Below are 15,848 nucleotides of genomic sequence, written 5' to 3' on the forward strand. Positions count from 1 at the left end.
AAGGGATGCATCGGAATCGTCCACGGCGGAACCGCTCCGCCAACCCGCGCAGTGTCTTCCCGGGCTGCGTAAAGTCGCTATGGACCTGCAACAGCCGCCGCGTAAATTCCGCATAAATGCTGCGTGGCGACGGTCTGCAGTCACGTCTCCACGCTATGCAGTCGTTTCCGGGCAACTTCGGCCTCTAGTCCCAACTCAGGACGACCAGGTTTTGAGTCAGGGCGTTATGAGGTTGGAGCAGAGCCTCGTTGGTCGAGGGCGCGGTGCCCTCACCACTTCCGGGACACGCCGTGCATCCGTCCATGGAAGCCCCTTGGCGGCATCCATGCCGCCAAGGGTCCCGCAACCGGCAAGGTCACCGCACCAGGACGTTTTTAGGTTGCTTCATCGAAAGCCTGCTTACTGCTCGGCTCGTCTTGGGCAACTGATTGGGCATGCTGCAGACACTGCATGCCACGCCCTGCTCGCCCGTGCACACCGACCATCTGGACTGGTCCTTGCCCGCTCACCGTCGCGGGACCTTACGCGGCATGGATGCCGCGTAAGCGCCTACACGGACGTACTTGCGGCGTGTCTTGCGAGGGTGGGCGGGCAAGGGCCCTGCAGCAAACTCACAGCGTCGAGGGCGCGGCGAAGACACCGCACCTGTTGCCGGCTGTTTTGAAAACCATGCACACCGACCATCTGGATTGGTCCTTGCCCGCCCACCGTCGCGGGACCTTACGCGGCATGGATGCCGCGTAAGAGCCTACAAGGACGTACTTGCGGCGTGTCCTGCGATGGTGGGCGGGCAAGGACCCTGCAGCGGAGCCGCAGATCAGCCGCTCTACAACTGATCTAGCCGCGCGACCTCATCCCTAATACACAAGGACACAAAAACAACCGGGATTCCGAGTCGCAGCCTCGCTTACCAGATGCCGTCGAAACCTGGCGAGGCGAGCACACAGCGCCCTCCCCGCTCGCGGAACAGCCCGTGACTCCGCACCTGGAGGCTCCCACGTGTCCACACCTGTCGACGGAGCGCTCACCGCCGCTGCACTAACGTACCGGAGTCATCCATCAGAGTCTTTGCACATGCCTGTCAGCTACTCGATCAGCCTGCCCGACCCCAAGCTCGCCCGCGGCGGCGATGCGAGCGTGAGCTTCAGTGCCCATGGTGCCGAGGCTTTTGCCGAACAGTTGCAGGCCGCCTTGCGCGATCCGGCCTGGTTCGATCGCTGGCGCCAGCTGCAGGCCGACCCGGATGCGGTGGACCCCAGCCTGGGCGTGACCGATCCATCGGCCACGGTTACCGGCAAGCAGGGCGATCTGCGTGTGGACCTGGTCGCCACCACCAGCATCCCCGGCGACCTGCTCAAGCAGCGCATGCAGGCCCTGGCCGGGCACCACTGGGAACTGCGCGACGTACGTTGAGTTCTACTGCCGCCGTGTGCGCTGCGCGGCGGCAACGTCGCTCAGGCCGGTGCGCTGTCTGCCACACGCCGCGGCCAGCGCCATTTCAGATTCACGGCGAGCGTGCCCACCACGATCAGCGCCAGGCCCAGCCACTGCACCGGCACCAATGCGTGGCCGTAGAGCAGATAGTCCAGCAGTAGCGTCACCAGTGGATACACGAACGCCAGCACCGCAATCGTGGCCACATGCAGATGGCGATAGGACGAATAGAACAGCACATAGACGATGCCGCTGTGGATCACGCCCAGGCCCGCCAGCCACAGCCAGTGCAGGCCCGAATGCAACGCCGCACTGCTGGAAAACCCGGCCAGCAGGAACGTGCCGACCCAGCACTGCACCGTCACCACCGCCAGCGGCCGCTCACGGCTGATACGGCGCGACATCAGCAGCGACGCACCGCATAGCAATGCCGCCAGCAGCGTGAGTGCAATGCCGATCAGATAGCCACGGTCGGCCGCCTGCCACAACCGCGCCGGGTTTGCCGAGCAGGCCACGCCGACGAATGCCAGCAACGTCCAGCCCAGATCGGCACGCCGCGTGCGCTCGCCCTGCAACAACGCGGCCAGCAGCAGCATCACGAACGGAAACACGTGGTAGACCATGGTCGCCACGCCGATCGACGAGCGCGCCATGCCGGCGAACAACGCCACCCAATTCAACACCAGCAGCACACCGCTGATGATGGCATCGCGCAACAGCGCACGCTCGCGCCATAGCCCTCGTAGCTGTCCACCAACCAAGCCACATACGGTAAGAAACAGCGCCCCGAACAGGCAGCGATAGAACACCGCCGTCACCGGATCCTGCCCGCTTTCGTGGACGAACACGCCGACCGAACCGATCAGCACTTCGGCAACCAGCAGTTGCCAGACCGCCCGTCGCCCAGCGCCGGCCGATGCTGCATGCACGGATAGGGGAGTGCTCATAGCGCAATGGTTCCCTGCAGATACTGGACGGCGCTGCCACGCACGTAGACATGCTGCGGCTCGACCCGGCACTGCAGTTCGCCGCCACGCGCGGAGGCCTGCAGCGCGGTGAGCTGCGTCTTGCCCAGCCGCTGCGCCCACAGCGGCGCAAGCGCGGCATGAATCGATCCGGTGACCGGATCTTCGCTACCGCCGTTGCAGGGCCAGAAATAGCGGGAGACAAAATCATGCTCAAGGCCTGGTGCGGTGATCGCCACATCGCGCGGCGCCAGCGCCAGCATCCGGCCCAGATCCGGCGTCACCGCACGCACCTGTGCTTGGTCGGCGTAGACAGCGATATACGCCTGCGCATTCGCATAGACAGCTTGGGGCGCGATCGATAACGACTCAGACAACGCGTGCGGCACCATCTGCACCAGGGACGGCAACTGGTTGGGGAAGCGCAGCTCGAAGCTGCGCTCGTCCACCCTGGCAACGGCGATCTCACCGACAGCCGGCGCACGCAAGCGCAGCGGAAATGCCGCGTGCTGGTACGTCGCGATCACGAATGCGCTGGCCAAGGTCGCATGCCCGCAGAAGCCGACCTCCTTCATTGGAGAAAACCAGCGGATGTCGAACACGCCGCTGTCGTCGCGAACGAAGAAGGCGGTCTCCGAAAGATTGTGTTCGCTGGCGATGGCCTGCATCACCGGCTCCGGCAGCCAGGCCTGCAACGGCACCACGGCTGCCGGATTGCCCTTGAAACGCACCGTGGTGAACGCATCGACGATAAACACGGGAAGCAGCACGGCCAACCTCACAGAAGGAATCCATACCTGGCGTACTCGCCGGGCACGCCCAGTCTGCAACGTGCTACACGACCATGACAGATTCAGATACGCTGCAAATAGACCAATACAGATGGAAGGCACCCGCCAATGCTCCTGTACGAATCGCTGGCCACGCAGCTGCGGCAGCAGATCGAAGGCGGCACCTTGCGTGCCGGCGAGCGCCTGCCCTCGATCCGGCAACTGGCCGCCAACCATGGCATCAGCACTGCCACCGCCGTGCAGGCCTGCGTGCAACTGGAACGCGAGGGGCGCGTACAAGCGCGCCCGCGCTCGGGCTACTTCGTGCGCAGTACGACGCCTGCATTGCCGGCCGCAGCACCCGTCACACGTCGGCGCAAGCCGGGCATGGTCGACAACCCGGCCTTGCAGCGCGTGCTCGACACCTTGGCGCGTACCGACCTGGTGCCACTGCACACTGCCACCCCCGCGCCTGCGCTATTGCCCACCGCACAACTGGCCGCGGCCCTGTCGCGGCAGCTGCGTCGCCAGCGCTCGGCGGCGTTGGATTACGCACCGCCGCAAGGCCACGCCGCACTGCGCCGGCAGATCGCACAACGTTATGCACACTGCGCAACCACCGTCGACGCGGAAGAAGTGGTGATCACCGCCGGCGCGATGGAAGCGATCAGCCTGGCGCTGCGCACGCTCACCGCGCCAGGCGATGTGGTGCTGGTGGAAACGCCCACGTATCACGGCATCCTGCAGGCGGTGGCGGCACTGCGCCTGAAAGTGCTGGAAGTACCCAACCTTCCCGGCCAGGGTATCGATGTCGCGCGTCTGGATACGCTGCTGCAGCGCACGCCGGTGCGTGCGGCAGTGCTGATTCCCAACTTCAACAATCCAAGCGGCAGCCTCACGCCCGACAGCGCCAAGCGCGCATTGCTCGACAGCTGCGCACGCCATGGCACCGTGGTGATCGAGGACGATATCTATGGCGAACTGGATTGGTCGGGGCAACGTCCACGTCCGCTGCGCCACTTCGATACCCATGCCAACGTGATCACCTGCGGCTCGTTCTCCAAGGTGCTCTCGCCCGGCCTGCGGGTGGGGTGGTTGCTGGGTGGCGACTGGACCGACGCCCTGGTGCGCGCCAAGTACTTTTCCACCGTCGGCAGCGCCAGCCTGCCGCAACTGGCACTGGCCGACTACCTGGCGCAACACGATCTGGAACGGCATCTGCGCAAGCTGCGCCGCACCCTGGCCGACAACGGGCAGCGGCTGCGCGATGCCATCGTGCGGCATTGGCCGGAAGGCACGCGCGTGGGCGACCCGGCAGGTGGGTTATCGCTATGGCTGCAGTTGCCCGACGGCGGTAGCGGCCAGGCCGTGTTCGAGGCCGCGCTGGCAGAACGCATCGGCACCTCGCCCGGTCATCTGTACTCCAGCCGTGGCGACTACGCAGATCACCTGCGGCTGACCTGCGGCCAGCCATGGAGCGACACGCTGGAGCGCGCGATGCGCCGATTGGGCAAGCTTGCGGCGCAGGTGGTGCGTTAGTTTCGTTGCAGGCATCAACTTCGTGTTGCCAATTGCGCCTGCTGGACAAGGGGAACGGCGCCTACATCGCAGCGGCCCTGGCATCCCACTGCCGCCGATCGACACCGCGGATCAGCAGCCACAGACAGAACGTCGTTTCGCCCACCAGAACCGGCAGCAGAACCCCGGGATTGATCAGCCGTGCGAACGCAGGCGCCAGCAGTTCGGCGAGCGAAGCCACCAGATAACTGATCCCGGCCAGCAACATCAATCCACCCACGAACCTGGGGAAATAGCGCGATCGCCAGATCAGCGTGCCGCTGACCAGGCAGGCGGCGCCGAAGAAGAGCAAAGCGATGTTGAAACCGAGGTCATGGCCCAGCAATGCCAGCGCGACCAGCGAAAGGGCCTGATCAGGGTCGGCCGCCGAAGAGCCGCCGGACGCCAGGGGCAGTACCATCAGCTGGAACAGTTTGCTGACCGCCTCTACCGAAAGCGACGCAAGGTTCAATAACACAAACAACAGCGCCAGGCCTCTTCCAGCAGGCCGCAGCAGCATGTATTCGATCCACAGCTGCACCACCGCAAGCAGCGGCACCACCAGATTTGCGGCCAGCCCCAGCGTCCACAGCTGCGCATGCTGCACGATGGCGTGGATCGTGGCCCGGGCATCGCCCGGCACGATCAAGGAGTTCGCCACGTAGCCTTCAGCCAGACCGCCGAGAACGATGACGGCGAGATAGAGCGCGCCTGCAACTCGCGCATAGAACTGCGGGCGAGCCTGAATGTCGTACGCCATGGAATGTCCCGTCTTTTTGCGTTGTGGGCGAGGCAGGACGGCAGTCACCGCCAGCGGTCACCGGGCATACGGATGAACATCGACGCGACGTAGCGCCACGGGATCACGATCGGAAAGACCACGACCAACAGGCAGGCCGACAACGTGGACCACGTGCCGGCATCCATCCGATCAAGCAGCAACCGAGGCGTGGCGACCATACCCAGCCAGATCAGCTTCCATGCAATCTCGAACAGCAGCAGCGGCAGCAGCTTCAGCGGATAGCGAAGCCCGAGCAATGCCAGCAACCCCATCGCTCCCAGCATGCACTGCACCACACCCTCCATCAGTTCCCAGCTGCCGTGTCGCAGCACAATGTCTGGCCAGACCTGTACGCCCAGACCAACCACGAGCAACAGATAGCCGGCGCGCAGGCCGTACAACCGCCAAAGCGGCACGGTGTCCGGCACGCACCCGGGCGTGGTGGAGACGGAGGCGCCGCTGGCGACGGTCGCGGTCGCCGTCATTCGACGTCCTTGAGAATTCTTTCGATACCCTCCAGGCGGATGCGCATGTCGTTCAACGCAGTCTGCGTTTTCTCGGCCAGCTCGCGGTAGGCCTGATTGTGATCGAGTTGCGCCTTGGCCTGTCGGATCGCGGCGAAGTAGCGCATCCCGAAAACCAGCAGGATCGTGCTCAGCGGCAGGCAGATCGTCAAAAGATACAAATGCTCCGACAAGGCCGTCTCCTATTTTTCTGTCTTGTCGGTCAGCGACATCGCCGCTTCCGCAATGACCGAAGGTGAAAGTTCCAAGCGAAAGGCGCTGACCTCGAAGTAGTTGAGCGCTTTTCCGTCCTGTGACAACTCAAGTTGACTGGTCACCAGACCCGCAGCTTCGAGCTTGTTCAAATGCAGATGCAACAACGGACGACTGATCCCGATCTCGCGCGCCAGACTGCTGATGTAGTTGCGGCCACCGGTTTCCAGCGCCGCGACGATCCTGAGTCGATGCGGATTATCCAGCGCCGAAAGAATCTCCAGCAATCGATCCCCTGTCGTTTGCCCCCCCCTTTTCATGCGTAAGAAATATCTGACAGGTGGCGGCGTGTCAAGCGCTGCGGACAAACGTTGCACAAGCGCATTGCTGGAGTGTGGGTCGGCAACCGGCGTTATCAGGCCATTGCGGCAAGCAGGCACAGTCTGCGCACCATCGGCGCGCGTCTTGTAGCGCCCGCGCCGCACACGCACCCGGCCGGACCATCAACCACGCAACGCCGCAGCATGGTGCGCGATATGTTCGCCGATAAAACTGGCAATGAAGTAATAGCTATGGTCGTAACCGGGCTGCATCCGCACCGTGACCGGATAACCGGCAGCCTTGGCAGCCTCTTCGAAGAGCGCGGTTTTCAGCTGGCTTTCGAGAAATTCGTCGCCATCGCCCTGATCGACCAACAGCGGCAGGCGCTCCTGTGCCTGGGCGATCAACGCAGTGGCGTCGTACGCTTGCCACGCTGCGCGATCGGGCCCCAGATACTGGCCGAACGCCTTCTCGCCCCACGGCACCTGGCTTGGCGCGACGATGGGCGAGAATGCCGACACGCTGCGATAGCGGCCCGGATTCTTCAAGGCGATGGTCAAGGCGCCATGGCCGCCCATCGAATGGCCGCTGATCGCACGCGCGCCGGTGGTGGCGACGTGCGCTTCGATCAATGCCGGCAATTCGTTCACCACATAGTCGTACATGCGGTAGTGCGCCGCCCATGGCTGCTCGGTGGCATCGACATAGAAGCCGGCGCCTTTACCGATGTCATAGCCGTCCGCGTCGGCCACATCGTCGCCACGCGGGCTGGTGTCGGGCGCGACGAGGATCACGCCATGCTCGGCCGCGTAGCGCTGCGCGCCGGCCTTGCCGATGAAATTCTGTTCGGTGCAGGTCAGCCCGCTCAGCCAATACAGCACCGGCAACGGACCATCGGCGGCCTGCGGTGGCAGATAGACGCCGACCTGCATGCTGCAGTTCAAGCTCTGCGACTGATGCCGGTAGACGTCTTGCCAGCCGCCGAAGCAGGCGTGGTGTTCGATACGTTCCATGAGATTCCTTCGGTAGAAACCTGCGGCCGGCAGGCATGCCGGCCGCAGGATGGGGCGATCAGTGCAGCAAGCCCTTCTTGCGTGCCACATTGGCAGCCAGTGCATCCATCAATCCCGGCGACAGGCAGTCGTACGGGGTCAGGCCGAGCTCATTGAGGCGCGCGCGTATGCCATCCATGTCGTCCGGCGACGTGCCGGTTTCGATGATGGAGGACACGAACGCCGCAAAGCCCGGCGGCGACCAGCCTGGCTGCTGCGACAACTCGGTATGGATGAAGTCCAGACCGTAAAACGCGTGATCCTTGTTTTCGATGCGACCGAACATATGCACGCCGCAGCCGGTGCACGCGTGCCGCTGGATCGCCGCGCTTTCGTCGACGATCCTGAGCTTCTCCGCATGCGCGGTCACCGTGACCTTGTCGCGTGGCACCACTGCAATCACCGAAAACGTTGCGCCTTCCGGCTTCCAGCATTTACTGCAGCCGCAGGCGTGGTTGTGCGCGGTCTGCGCACCCACCTCCACGGTGACCTTTTCGCTGGCGCAGTGGCATTCAAGGGTTCCGCCTTGAAAACCTTCTGCACCGCCACGCGCTATACCGCTGTCTACCGAAGGATGAATCGAGACGCTGGTCATCATGCCCCTCCCGGAGTATCGGGTACCACGTGCGCGGAAGCGGCCGCGCGCCGATCCTGGCCGTACGGTCAGAAATGAATCACGGTGCGGATCGACTTGCCTTCATGCATCAGGTGGAAGGCCTCGTTGATCTCTTCCAGCGGCATGGTGTGGGTGATGAACGGATCGAGATCGATCTCGCCCTTCATCGATTGCTCCACCATGCCCGGCAACTGGGTCCGTCCCTTGACTCCGCCGAAGGCCGAGCCGCGCCACACGCGGCCGGTGACCAGCTGGAACGGACGGGTGCTGATTTCCTGGCCGGCGCCGGCCACGCCGATGATGACGCTCTCGCCCCAGCCCTTGTGGCAACACTCCAGCGCCGAACGCATCACGTTGACGTTGCCGATGCATTCGAAGCTGAAGTCCACGCCGCCATCGGTCAGCTCGACGATGACTTCCTGGATGGGCTTGTCGTAGTCCTTGGGGTTGATGCAGTCGGTGGCGCCCATGCTGCGCGCCAGATCGAACTTGCCCGGGTTGGTGTCGATGGCCAGGATGCGCCCGGCCTTGGCCTGCACCGCGCCCTGGATCACCGCCAGACCGATGCCGCCCAGGCCGAACACCGCCACGCTTTCGCCCGGCTTGACCTTAGCGGTGTTGTGCACCGCGCCGATGCCGGTGGTGACGCCGCAACCAAGCAGGCAGACCTTTTCCAGCGGCGCTTGCGGGTTCACCACGGCCAGCGAGATCTCCGGCACCACGGTGTATTCGCTGAAGGTGCTGCAGCCCATGTAGTGATAGATCGGCTCGCCGTTATAAGAAAAGCGCGTGGTGCCGTCGGGCATCAAACCCTTGCCCTGGGTGGCGCGCACGGCCTGGCAGAGATTGGTCTTGCCGGACAGGCAGAATTTGCACTTGCGGCATTCGGCGGTGTACAGCGGGATCACGTGGTCGCCGACCTTGACGCTGGTCACGCCCTCGCCGACCTGCTCGACAATGCCGCCGCCCTCATGGCCCAGCACGGACGGGAAGATGCCTTCCGGATCGTCGCCAGACAAGGTGAACGCGTCGGTATGGCACACACCGGTGTGGGTGATGCGGACCAGCACCTCGCCCGCCTTCGGCGGTGCGACGTCGATCTCGACGATTTCCAGCGGTTTGCCGGGACCGAATGCAACTGCTGCACGGGATTTCATGTGATGGCGCTCCTGACGATGAGGTTCAAGGACGGGCACGGCATGCGCCGACCCGGTGGGAGTTCATTTGAGATAGGACCGGACCAGCCCGAGCAGCTCCTGCACCCGCTCGGCGCGCTGCGCATCGGAGGCGGCGGCATGACCGAAGTCTTCGCGGATATGCGCTTCGAGCACCTGCGACATCAGCCCATTGACGGCACCCCGGATCGCGGCGATCTGCTGCAGCACAGGCGCACAGTCTGCGCCCGCCTCCAGCGCGCGCTCGAGCGCGTCGCATTGCCCGCGCAGGCGTCGCACGCGCGCTAGCGCCCGCTTTTTTTCCTGCGGCGAATGCGGCATGACGGCTCCGGCCAGATACTGGGGGGCAGTATATGGATTCGCCCGAAAAAATCCATGCCCGTGAGCATGTCGGCGCAAAGAGGCTGCTGACGGTTGTGGCCTGGATCGGAGTCCAGCTGCGACACCACCACGCCAGCCATGGCGTTGAAGGTCCATCCAGGCGTCTGCAGCTCCTCGCCCCATGCTGCTGCACGGCGGCGGATTCGGCCCGCCGGCCGCCGCCGCACTGCAGCACGCCATTGGCGGGCATGTGCAGGCGCAACACGCGCCCGTCAGCTGTCGTCGCTGTCCAGACGCATGCTCTGCGATACCGGCAGCTCGATGGTGCAGCGCACGCCGTCCGGCCCCAGCGCGTAGGTCGTCTCGGCCTGCAGCTGGTACGGCAACGCGCGTTCGATCAGCTCGCGCCCATAGCCGGAGCCTTGCGCCGCTTCGCCAGGCGCCGGCATATGCACACCGGTCTCGCTCCACTCGATATGCAGGCGGGTGCCCTTGGCGGTACCCAGCAGGCGCCAGCGCACCCGCAACTGGCCGCCGGCCTGCGCAAGCGCGCCGTACTTGTTGGCGTTGGTCGCCAGCTCATGCAGGGCCAACGCAAAGGTCTGCACGGTGCTGGAGCGCAGACGCACGCCGGCGGGGCCGTCCAGTGTCACGCGGTCGCCTTGGCCTTGCGCATCGATCGCGCCCATGGCCGACAGCTCGACCTGGATCAGTTCATCGAACAGAATGCGATCGCCCTCGTTCAGGCGCGACAGCAGGCCCTGCACGCGCGCCAGGGCATCCAGGCGATCGTTGTAGATCAGCGCCAGCTCGGCGATGGTCTTGCTGCTGCGCTGCGTGCGATTGAAGACCACACGCACCACACCCATCAGATTACGCGTGCGGTGCTGCAACTCGGCCAGCAACACCTGCTGGCGATCTTCCCACTGCCGTCGTCGGGTCACGTCCTGGCCGATCTTGAGATAGCCCAGCGGCTCGGCGCTGCCATTGCGCAGCGGCCGCGTTGCGCCTTCGATGAAGACGTGCCGGCCATCCTTGCACCGATGCCAGCGCACATTCGGCGCGCCGCCTGTGTAATGCGCCTGCTCGATCTCGCGCTGCGGCACGCCGGTCAGGCGATCTTCGGCAACGAAGGTCATCGCGATGTGTTGGCCGATCGCCTCTTCCGCGGTCCAGCCGAACACCGCCTCCGCACCCGGCGGCCAGGTCTGGATGTGTCCGCGCGTATCGGTGGTAAAGATTGCGTAGTCGAGCGCGCTCTCCAGGATCACCCGGTAGCGCTCCTCGCTTTCGAGCAGCGCGCCCTGTGCACGCGCACGCTCCAGCGCCGCCCAGGTGCGCTCGGCGGTTTCCTCTGCCAGACGGATCTCGGCGGCATTCCAGTTGCGTGCGCTGCGTTGATTGACCACGAAGGTCGCCACCAGCTGGCCGCCCCTGATCAGCGGCACTACGATCAGCGCAGCGATCTGGTTGCCCAGATAGGCCGCGCGCTGATCGTCGGGCAATGCAGGATCGGTGGCGGCATCGCGCACCACCCAGGTCTGCGCGTCGAGCAGCCAGGGCATCGGCCAGTCGGTCAACGCGAAACGACGTGCATGACTGGTTTCATCGGGCTGATGCCAGTCGCGCTCGACCACGTACTGCTGCGCCCTGGCATCCACCTCGACGTAGTAGGCGCGGCCGGCGGCCAGATGCTCGCCCAGCACGCGCGCGGCCTCGCCCTGGATCGCAGCCGGATCGGACAGCGGCCGCAGCGCGTCGGAGAGTTTCAGCAGGAAGGCATTGCGGTCCTGCACCTCGCGCAGCGCCGCTTCTGTGAGCTTGCGGTCGGTGATGTCGAGCACGAACTCGAAGCCGGTGCCGTCGGGCAAGCGCTTGGACGCAAACAGGGCCCAGCGCCGGGTTCCGTCCTTGCACAGGTATTGGCGCTCATACGGTGTGGCGCTGCCCTTGGTCCTGAGTTCCTCGAACGCCCGCTCGCACAGGTCCCTGGCTTCGGGTGGGGTTAGCGCCTGCCAGGAGAGCGTGCCCGCTTCCACGTCGGCACGGCTGTAGCCGCTCATTTTCAGGAAGGTGTCGTTGGCATCGGTGAGGCGGCCGCCCATGTCGAAGTAGGTCGCACCGACGGTTTCGATCGTCAATGCGGTGCGGAAGCGTTCTTCGCTGGCACGCAGCCGCGCGTCGGCGCGTTTCTTGTCGGAGATGTCGCGGAAATACACCGACATGCCGCCATCGTTGGTGGGATAGATGCTGATATCCACCCAGTACCCCAATGCCGGCGACAAGGCTTCCAGTCTCACCACCTGGCGTGTCTGTGCCGCGCGCACATGCGCCTGATACGGAAGCGACCCGATCGAGTCGGGAAACTGCTCCCACAGCAGGTTTCCCAGCAGTTGGTCGCGCGAACGCCCCCACAGCAGCTCGGCTTTCTGGTTGATGTAGGTGAAGCGCCCCTGCGCGTCGACGCCATAGAAGGCGTCGGAAATACTTTCGAGGATGTCGCGATTGCGCTCGGCAAGCACGCCCACTTCCGTCTGCACCTGGCGCTGCACCGTGACGTCCTGCACCACCGCAACGCCACCGGTCACACCATCCTCTTCGCGCAGCGCCACCGCGGTGATGCGCAACCAGCGCTGCGCAGTGTCACGGGGATCGAGGAAATCCACCGGCATGGTCGCATCTTCGCCACGCAGCGCACGGGCGCAGGGAAACTCCTCGATCGCAACCGCCCGCCCCTGCTGGTCGACCCCGGCCCACGGTTGCTCCTGCAATGACTCGCGCGAGGGCACCCGCTCTGCCAGCTGCTCACGCAGTTGTGGATTACGGTAGGTGAAGCGGCCTTGCGTATCGAACAGGCCGATTCCGATCGGAACCTGATCGAGCACATAGGTCAGCCGCGCCTCGCTTTCGCGTAGATGTTCCTCGGCCCGCTTGCGCGCGGTAACGTCGGCGCCGGCACCGAACCACTCGGTGATGCGCCCGTCCGCATCCAGTGCCGGTACCGCCTTGGTCGCCATCCACGCAATGCTGCCATCGGCGCGTCGCACCCGGTGCTCGAACACGATCGCGCTGCGCGCGCGGATCCCTGCATCGATCCTGCTCCGCACCAGCGACTGATCCTCTGCAGGGATGTAATCCATGATCCAGGAACGGCTGGTCGCCATCGCATCGGCAGTGCGTGCGCCGGCGGTCAGCTGGTGCATCTCGTCCCAGTCGGCGCTCATGCGGTAATGCACCTCGGAACTTGCCGCCGACAGCGCGGCCAGCCGCGACTCGCTCATGCGCAAGGCCAGCTCGCCGCGATGGCGCTCGATGTAGTCGGCAGCCGTCCATGCGAGCAGTTCGAGCAATCTGAGTTCGTGCTCCGCAGGCCGATACGGCACCGTGAATTGGGTCCCGAGCAATCCCAGCAGGCCACCGGCACGATTGAACAATGGAGTGAACTGGGCAGCACGGATGCCGCTGCACAGCGCGGCCTCGTAATCGGGCGTTCCCTTCAACGGGGTGAAGGTTTCGATGTCCTCGATCACCAACTGCCGGCGTTCGCGCCGCACGGTGTCGCAGGTCGCCTGGAAGCCGTCCTTCAGGAACTGCTGGACGAATGCGCTGCGTTCGTCATGTCCGCGATAGACACGCAGCTCCATCTCGCTGTTGTGTGCACTGACCAGTTGCACGCAGCCGCAGTCGGTACGCGCGAAGGCACAGGCAAGCGCGGTGATCTCCTGCAGCGCGATGCGCGCATCGGCCTGTGCCGCCAGGCTCACCTGTAGTGCATGCAGGCGACGCATGCCGGAAAGCTCGTCCCGCAGCGCCGCGTTGTCCTGCATGGTGTCGTCGGGCACGGCACTCATCGTGGCCGGCTCTTGCCTGCGCGCATCGTCGTCGATCATTCGTACCGGGTGAGCCCACACAGTGGGCAATCGATGGCGAAGAGCTTGTCAGTAGCGTGCTCGACACTGCCGAGTGTCGTGGAGTGCCTGGCGTACGGATAGGACCCGGCTGAAGCATCACGGAGGGAAATCGCTTCAGTCGGCCTCGCGACTGCCTGGCGATTGTCAGAGAACCCAGGTAGAGGCCGCCAAGCGCGGCCAGCGTCCGCTTCGTCCGGATCCAGCAATGCATCGTGCAGGGCGACCGCCGCTCCTGCGCAACTCACTCCAGCTGCAGCTCGCCGCCAGCAGCTGGAACCGACGGGCGGCGTGATCAGCACGATCAGCCATGCCGCGGCGGTGGCGCAAAACCCTCGGCCTCCAGGCATTGCGACAGTGCTGGCGGTGGCGGGCCGAGGGGCGGCGCGTCAGGCGCAGGCAACGCGATGCCTTGCGCGGTGGCACAGGCCTGCAACGCGGCGTCGAAGTCGGGATCGTGGAGCGGCGGACCATGTGGTTCGCCAGACCCGTGCGGGCGATCGGGTGCCGGGCCGTCGCGCCAGGGTCCGCCGGGCATCGGCGTTGGCCAGCTCACGCCTTTGCTGGCCAGACAGCGCTCAAACGCACTGTGGTCCATGCCCTGCGTGGGCGCATCGGGATGCGGCGTGGCCGCAGCTGGCGGGGGCAATGCCACTCCCTGCTCTTGAGCACAGGCCTGCATCGCGGCCAGATCGCTCGCACTCGGTGGCGGTGGTGGTGGCGGACCACGCTGTGCCTGTGGTGGCGCGGGCGGCGGCGGTGGCCCGCCGGAAGGCGCGCCGCAGAAACTGGCGCAGCCACCCAGGCCGAGCACTGCGAGCAATGCACTGATGGCAACGGCTGTGGTGCGTGTCTGGACCATCGTCGATCTCCCTGGCTGGATGGCGCATGCGCGTACCGCACGCACATGGCAATGGCGGGCGATACCCGCTTGGTCAGGGAGAGCGTTGCATCGTGATATGTCGTGCATTTGCCGCTGCGCGCCGATCGCTGGCGTGCGCCGTCATGCAGCGTGCAAGACCTGGGACCACGCCAGCACCGTGCTGTATCCAACACGCCGGGGCTTTGTCAGAGCGGTACCCGGCCAAGCCAGGGGCTAACACATCAATTTTCGACGACCGCCTGGGCCACGTCTGTGGCGACGTCCGCCGCATCTGCCGGCAACGACGCCAGCACCGCATTGCGAAAGCGCGCGGCGAATGCGGCATCGTTGGCCTGGTAGAACGCCCGCGCGTTGGCCGACAGCTGATCCAGCTGCGCCTGCGGCAAGGCCAGCGCGGTTTCCACCGCCTGCGCAATGCCGGCCGCATCCACGTAGTAATACGACGCCAGACGCCGCTGGCGCACCTCGGCCACCGGAATCAGCACGCCGTGCTCGGGCGTGACCAATTCGTTCATCGGCTCACCGTCGGTGGCCAGGGTCACCGCGCCCACGCTCAGCGCTTCCATCAGGTAATGCCCGAAGCCTTCGGCCTCGGATGGGCATAGATGGAACAGGTGCGCATTTTGCAGGCGGCGCAGTTCGGCGTCGTCGAGATAACGGACGCGGTGGTCGATGTTCGGCGCCACCACCGGCTTGCCGGCCGTGCGCGGATTCTGCACCACCGTCAGCAGCGGCCATTCCGGATGCCGCTGCCAGGTCTCCAGCAGCACGCGGGTGCCCTTGGCGGTACTGCGCCCGGCCAGATGGAAGAACGCACGCTGACGCACGACCTGTGCGTCGTAGCGATCCGGGCTGGTGAAGCCGATGAACCGCGTGGTGCAGCCCAGACTGCGGAAAATCCGCTCCGCGTGATGGGTCTTGCACAGCACCGCGTCGAACTGCGGCAGCCGCGGCAGCCACTTGGGCAGCAACCATTCCGGATTGGGCACCAGCAGGTTGGTCTGGCCCAGCGGCAGGCAGCGCGCATACACGCGCTCGGAAAAGATCTGCACCGGCACCCGCCCGAACAGCGCGCGACTGGCCCACAGACGGGCTTCGCGTGCGGTGTCGTGCAGCCGCTGACTGGTGAAGCCCACTTCCTGCACCGGTACGCCGCCGGCACGCAGCGTCTGCGCCATCAGCACCATGTCCCGGGTCAGGCCCACGCCGTTGTCGCGGCTGATCACCCGCATCATCGGAAACGCCTTGTCATGCGTACACTCGCCATTGCTACGGCACAGTGTCGATGGCCCGGTTTCCTGCGCGATGTCCCGTTCTGTCATGTTGCGTCACACGTGTGCCAAAGGTTG

At 65.1% G+C, this 15,848-nt stretch carries 14 protein-coding genes; 2 read left to right on the forward strand and 12 right to left on the reverse strand.

All coding sequences use genetic code 11. The annotated features are described in order from the left end of the window. Window positions 1-1,074 precede the first annotated feature (1,074 nt). Window positions 1,075-1,413, forward strand: coding sequence for a hypothetical protein (locus XarjCFBP7645_RS17775; RefSeq protein ID WP_039509881.1), 339 nt, complete (start codon window positions 1,075-1,077; stop codon window positions 1,411-1,413). Window positions 1,414-1,454: 41 nt separating this feature from the next. Here the strand turns inward: XarjCFBP7645_RS17775 and XarjCFBP7645_RS17780 are convergent, their stop codons facing one another. Together XarjCFBP7645_RS17780 and XarjCFBP7645_RS17785 are read right to left on the reverse strand one after the other, a co-directional pair. Beyond that, window positions 1,455-2,381 (reverse strand): DMT family transporter, encoded by a 927-nt coding sequence (locus XarjCFBP7645_RS17780; protein WP_104538536.1) that lies wholly within the window; start codon window positions 2,379-2,381, stop codon window positions 1,455-1,457. After that, a complete protein-coding gene (locus XarjCFBP7645_RS17785) occupies window positions 2,378-3,169 on the reverse strand; it encodes a PhzF family phenazine biosynthesis protein (protein WP_104538844.1) in 792 nt (263 codons plus the stop codon). The genes XarjCFBP7645_RS17780 and XarjCFBP7645_RS17785 overlap by 4 nt, the downstream gene beginning before the upstream one ends. A 129-nt stretch (window positions 3,170-3,298) precedes the next feature. Between XarjCFBP7645_RS17785 and XarjCFBP7645_RS17790 the strand changes: the two genes are divergently transcribed. Continuing rightward, window positions 3,299-4,708, forward strand: coding sequence for a PLP-dependent aminotransferase family protein (locus XarjCFBP7645_RS17790; RefSeq protein ID WP_104538537.1), 1,410 nt, complete (start codon window positions 3,299-3,301; stop codon window positions 4,706-4,708). Between the two features lie 61 nt (window positions 4,709-4,769). On the opposite strand, the gene XarjCFBP7645_RS17795 is transcribed toward XarjCFBP7645_RS17790, so the two are convergent. The 10 genes from XarjCFBP7645_RS17795 to XarjCFBP7645_RS17845 all read right to left on the reverse strand — a co-directional run bounded on the left by XarjCFBP7645_RS17795 (window position 4,770) and on the right by XarjCFBP7645_RS17845 (window position 15,821). Then, on the reverse strand, window positions 4,770-5,486 hold the full coding sequence (locus tag XarjCFBP7645_RS17795) for a DUF4386 domain-containing protein (protein ID WP_104538538.1): 717 nt from the start codon (window positions 5,484-5,486) through the stop codon (window positions 4,770-4,772). A 44-nt stretch (window positions 5,487-5,530) separates the two neighbouring features. After that, entirely contained in the window at window positions 5,531-5,992 is a 462-nt protein-coding gene (locus XarjCFBP7645_RS17800) for a hypothetical protein (RefSeq protein ID WP_208408957.1), read from the reverse strand. Continuing rightward, window positions 5,989-6,204, reverse strand: a complete 216-nt coding sequence (locus XarjCFBP7645_RS17805) for a hypothetical protein (RefSeq protein WP_146096362.1) — start codon at window positions 6,202-6,204, stop codon at window positions 5,989-5,991. Before XarjCFBP7645_RS17805 ends, XarjCFBP7645_RS17800 begins: the two co-directional genes overlap by 4 nt. 9 nt (window positions 6,205-6,213) lie before the next feature. After that, window positions 6,214-6,510: an ArsR/SmtB family transcription factor gene (locus tag XarjCFBP7645_RS17810; protein WP_243849001.1), complete on the reverse strand. Its 297-nt coding sequence runs from the start codon at window positions 6,508-6,510 to the stop codon at window positions 6,214-6,216. A gap of 216 nt (window positions 6,511-6,726) precedes the next feature. Further along, complete coding sequence (fghA, locus tag XarjCFBP7645_RS17815) at window positions 6,727-7,557, reverse strand: S-formylglutathione hydrolase (protein WP_104538541.1); 831 nt, start codon at window positions 7,555-7,557, stop codon at window positions 6,727-6,729. A gap of 58 nt (window positions 7,558-7,615) precedes the next feature. Further along, window positions 7,616-8,191, reverse strand: a complete 576-nt coding sequence (gfa, locus tag XarjCFBP7645_RS17820; RefSeq protein ID WP_104538846.1) for an S-(hydroxymethyl)glutathione synthase — start codon at window positions 8,189-8,191, stop codon at window positions 7,616-7,618. A 68-nt stretch (window positions 8,192-8,259) separates the two neighbouring features. Further along, on the reverse strand, window positions 8,260-9,369 hold the full coding sequence (locus XarjCFBP7645_RS17825; protein ID WP_104538542.1) for an S-(hydroxymethyl)glutathione dehydrogenase/class III alcohol dehydrogenase: 1,110 nt from the start codon (window positions 9,367-9,369) through the stop codon (window positions 8,260-8,262). Window positions 9,370-9,432: 63 nt separating this feature from the next. Then, complete coding sequence (gene frmR, locus XarjCFBP7645_RS17830; protein WP_016902624.1) at window positions 9,433-9,708, reverse strand: formaldehyde-responsive transcriptional repressor FrmR; 276 nt, start codon at window positions 9,706-9,708, stop codon at window positions 9,433-9,435. Between the two features lie 272 nt (window positions 9,709-9,980). Beyond that, window positions 9,981-13,559 (reverse strand): PAS domain-containing sensor histidine kinase, encoded by a 3,579-nt coding sequence (locus XarjCFBP7645_RS17835; protein WP_258079580.1) that lies wholly within the window; start codon window positions 13,557-13,559, stop codon window positions 9,981-9,983. Between the two features lie 1,161 nt (window positions 13,560-14,720). Beyond that, window positions 14,721-15,821, reverse strand: coding sequence for a glycosyltransferase (locus XarjCFBP7645_RS17845; protein ID WP_104538545.1), 1,101 nt, complete (start codon window positions 15,819-15,821; stop codon window positions 14,721-14,723). Window positions 15,822-15,848: the final 27 nt, after the last annotated feature.

It is taken from the genome of Xanthomonas arboricola (genome assembly GCF_002940665.1).
Lineage (GTDB): Bacteria > Pseudomonadota > Gammaproteobacteria > Xanthomonadales > Xanthomonadaceae > Xanthomonas > Xanthomonas arboricola_B.

Excerpts from the sequence above, each read along its gene's own strand:
- XarjCFBP7645_RS17835 (WP_258079580.1), bottom strand. The coding sequence starts at position 13,559 with ATGAGTGCCGTGCCCGACGACACCATGCAGGACAACGCGGCGCTGCGG.
- XarjCFBP7645_RS17845 (WP_104538545.1), bottom strand. The coding sequence starts at position 15,821 with ATGACAGAACGGGACATCGCGCAGGAAACCGGGCCATCGACACTGTGC.
- fghA (WP_104538541.1), bottom strand. The coding sequence starts at position 7,557 with ATGGAACGTATCGAACACCACGCCTGCTTCGGCGGCTGGCAAGACGTC.
- gfa (WP_104538846.1), bottom strand. The coding sequence starts at position 8,191 with ATGACCAGCGTCTCGATTCATCCTTCGGTAGACAGCGGTATAGCGCGT.
- XarjCFBP7645_RS17825 (WP_104538542.1), bottom strand. The coding sequence starts at position 9,369 with ATGAAATCCCGTGCAGCAGTTGCATTCGGTCCCGGCAAACCGCTGGAA.
- frmR (WP_016902624.1), bottom strand. The coding sequence starts at position 9,708 with ATGCCGCATTCGCCGCAGGAAAAAAAGCGGGCGCTAGCGCGCGTGCGA.
- XarjCFBP7645_RS17780 (WP_104538536.1), bottom strand. The coding sequence starts at position 2,381 with ATGAGCACTCCCCTATCCGTGCATGCAGCATCGGCCGGCGCTGGGCGA.
- XarjCFBP7645_RS17800 (WP_208408957.1), bottom strand. The coding sequence starts at position 5,992 with ATGACGGCGACCGCGACCGTCGCCAGCGGCGCCTCCGTCTCCACCACG.
- XarjCFBP7645_RS17775 (WP_039509881.1), top strand. The coding sequence starts at position 1,075 with ATGCCTGTCAGCTACTCGATCAGCCTGCCCGACCCCAAGCTCGCCCGC.
- XarjCFBP7645_RS17790 (WP_104538537.1), top strand. The coding sequence starts at position 3,299 with ATGCTCCTGTACGAATCGCTGGCCACGCAGCTGCGGCAGCAGATCGAA.
- XarjCFBP7645_RS17795 (WP_104538538.1), bottom strand. The coding sequence starts at position 5,486 with ATGGCGTACGACATTCAGGCTCGCCCGCAGTTCTATGCGCGAGTTGCA.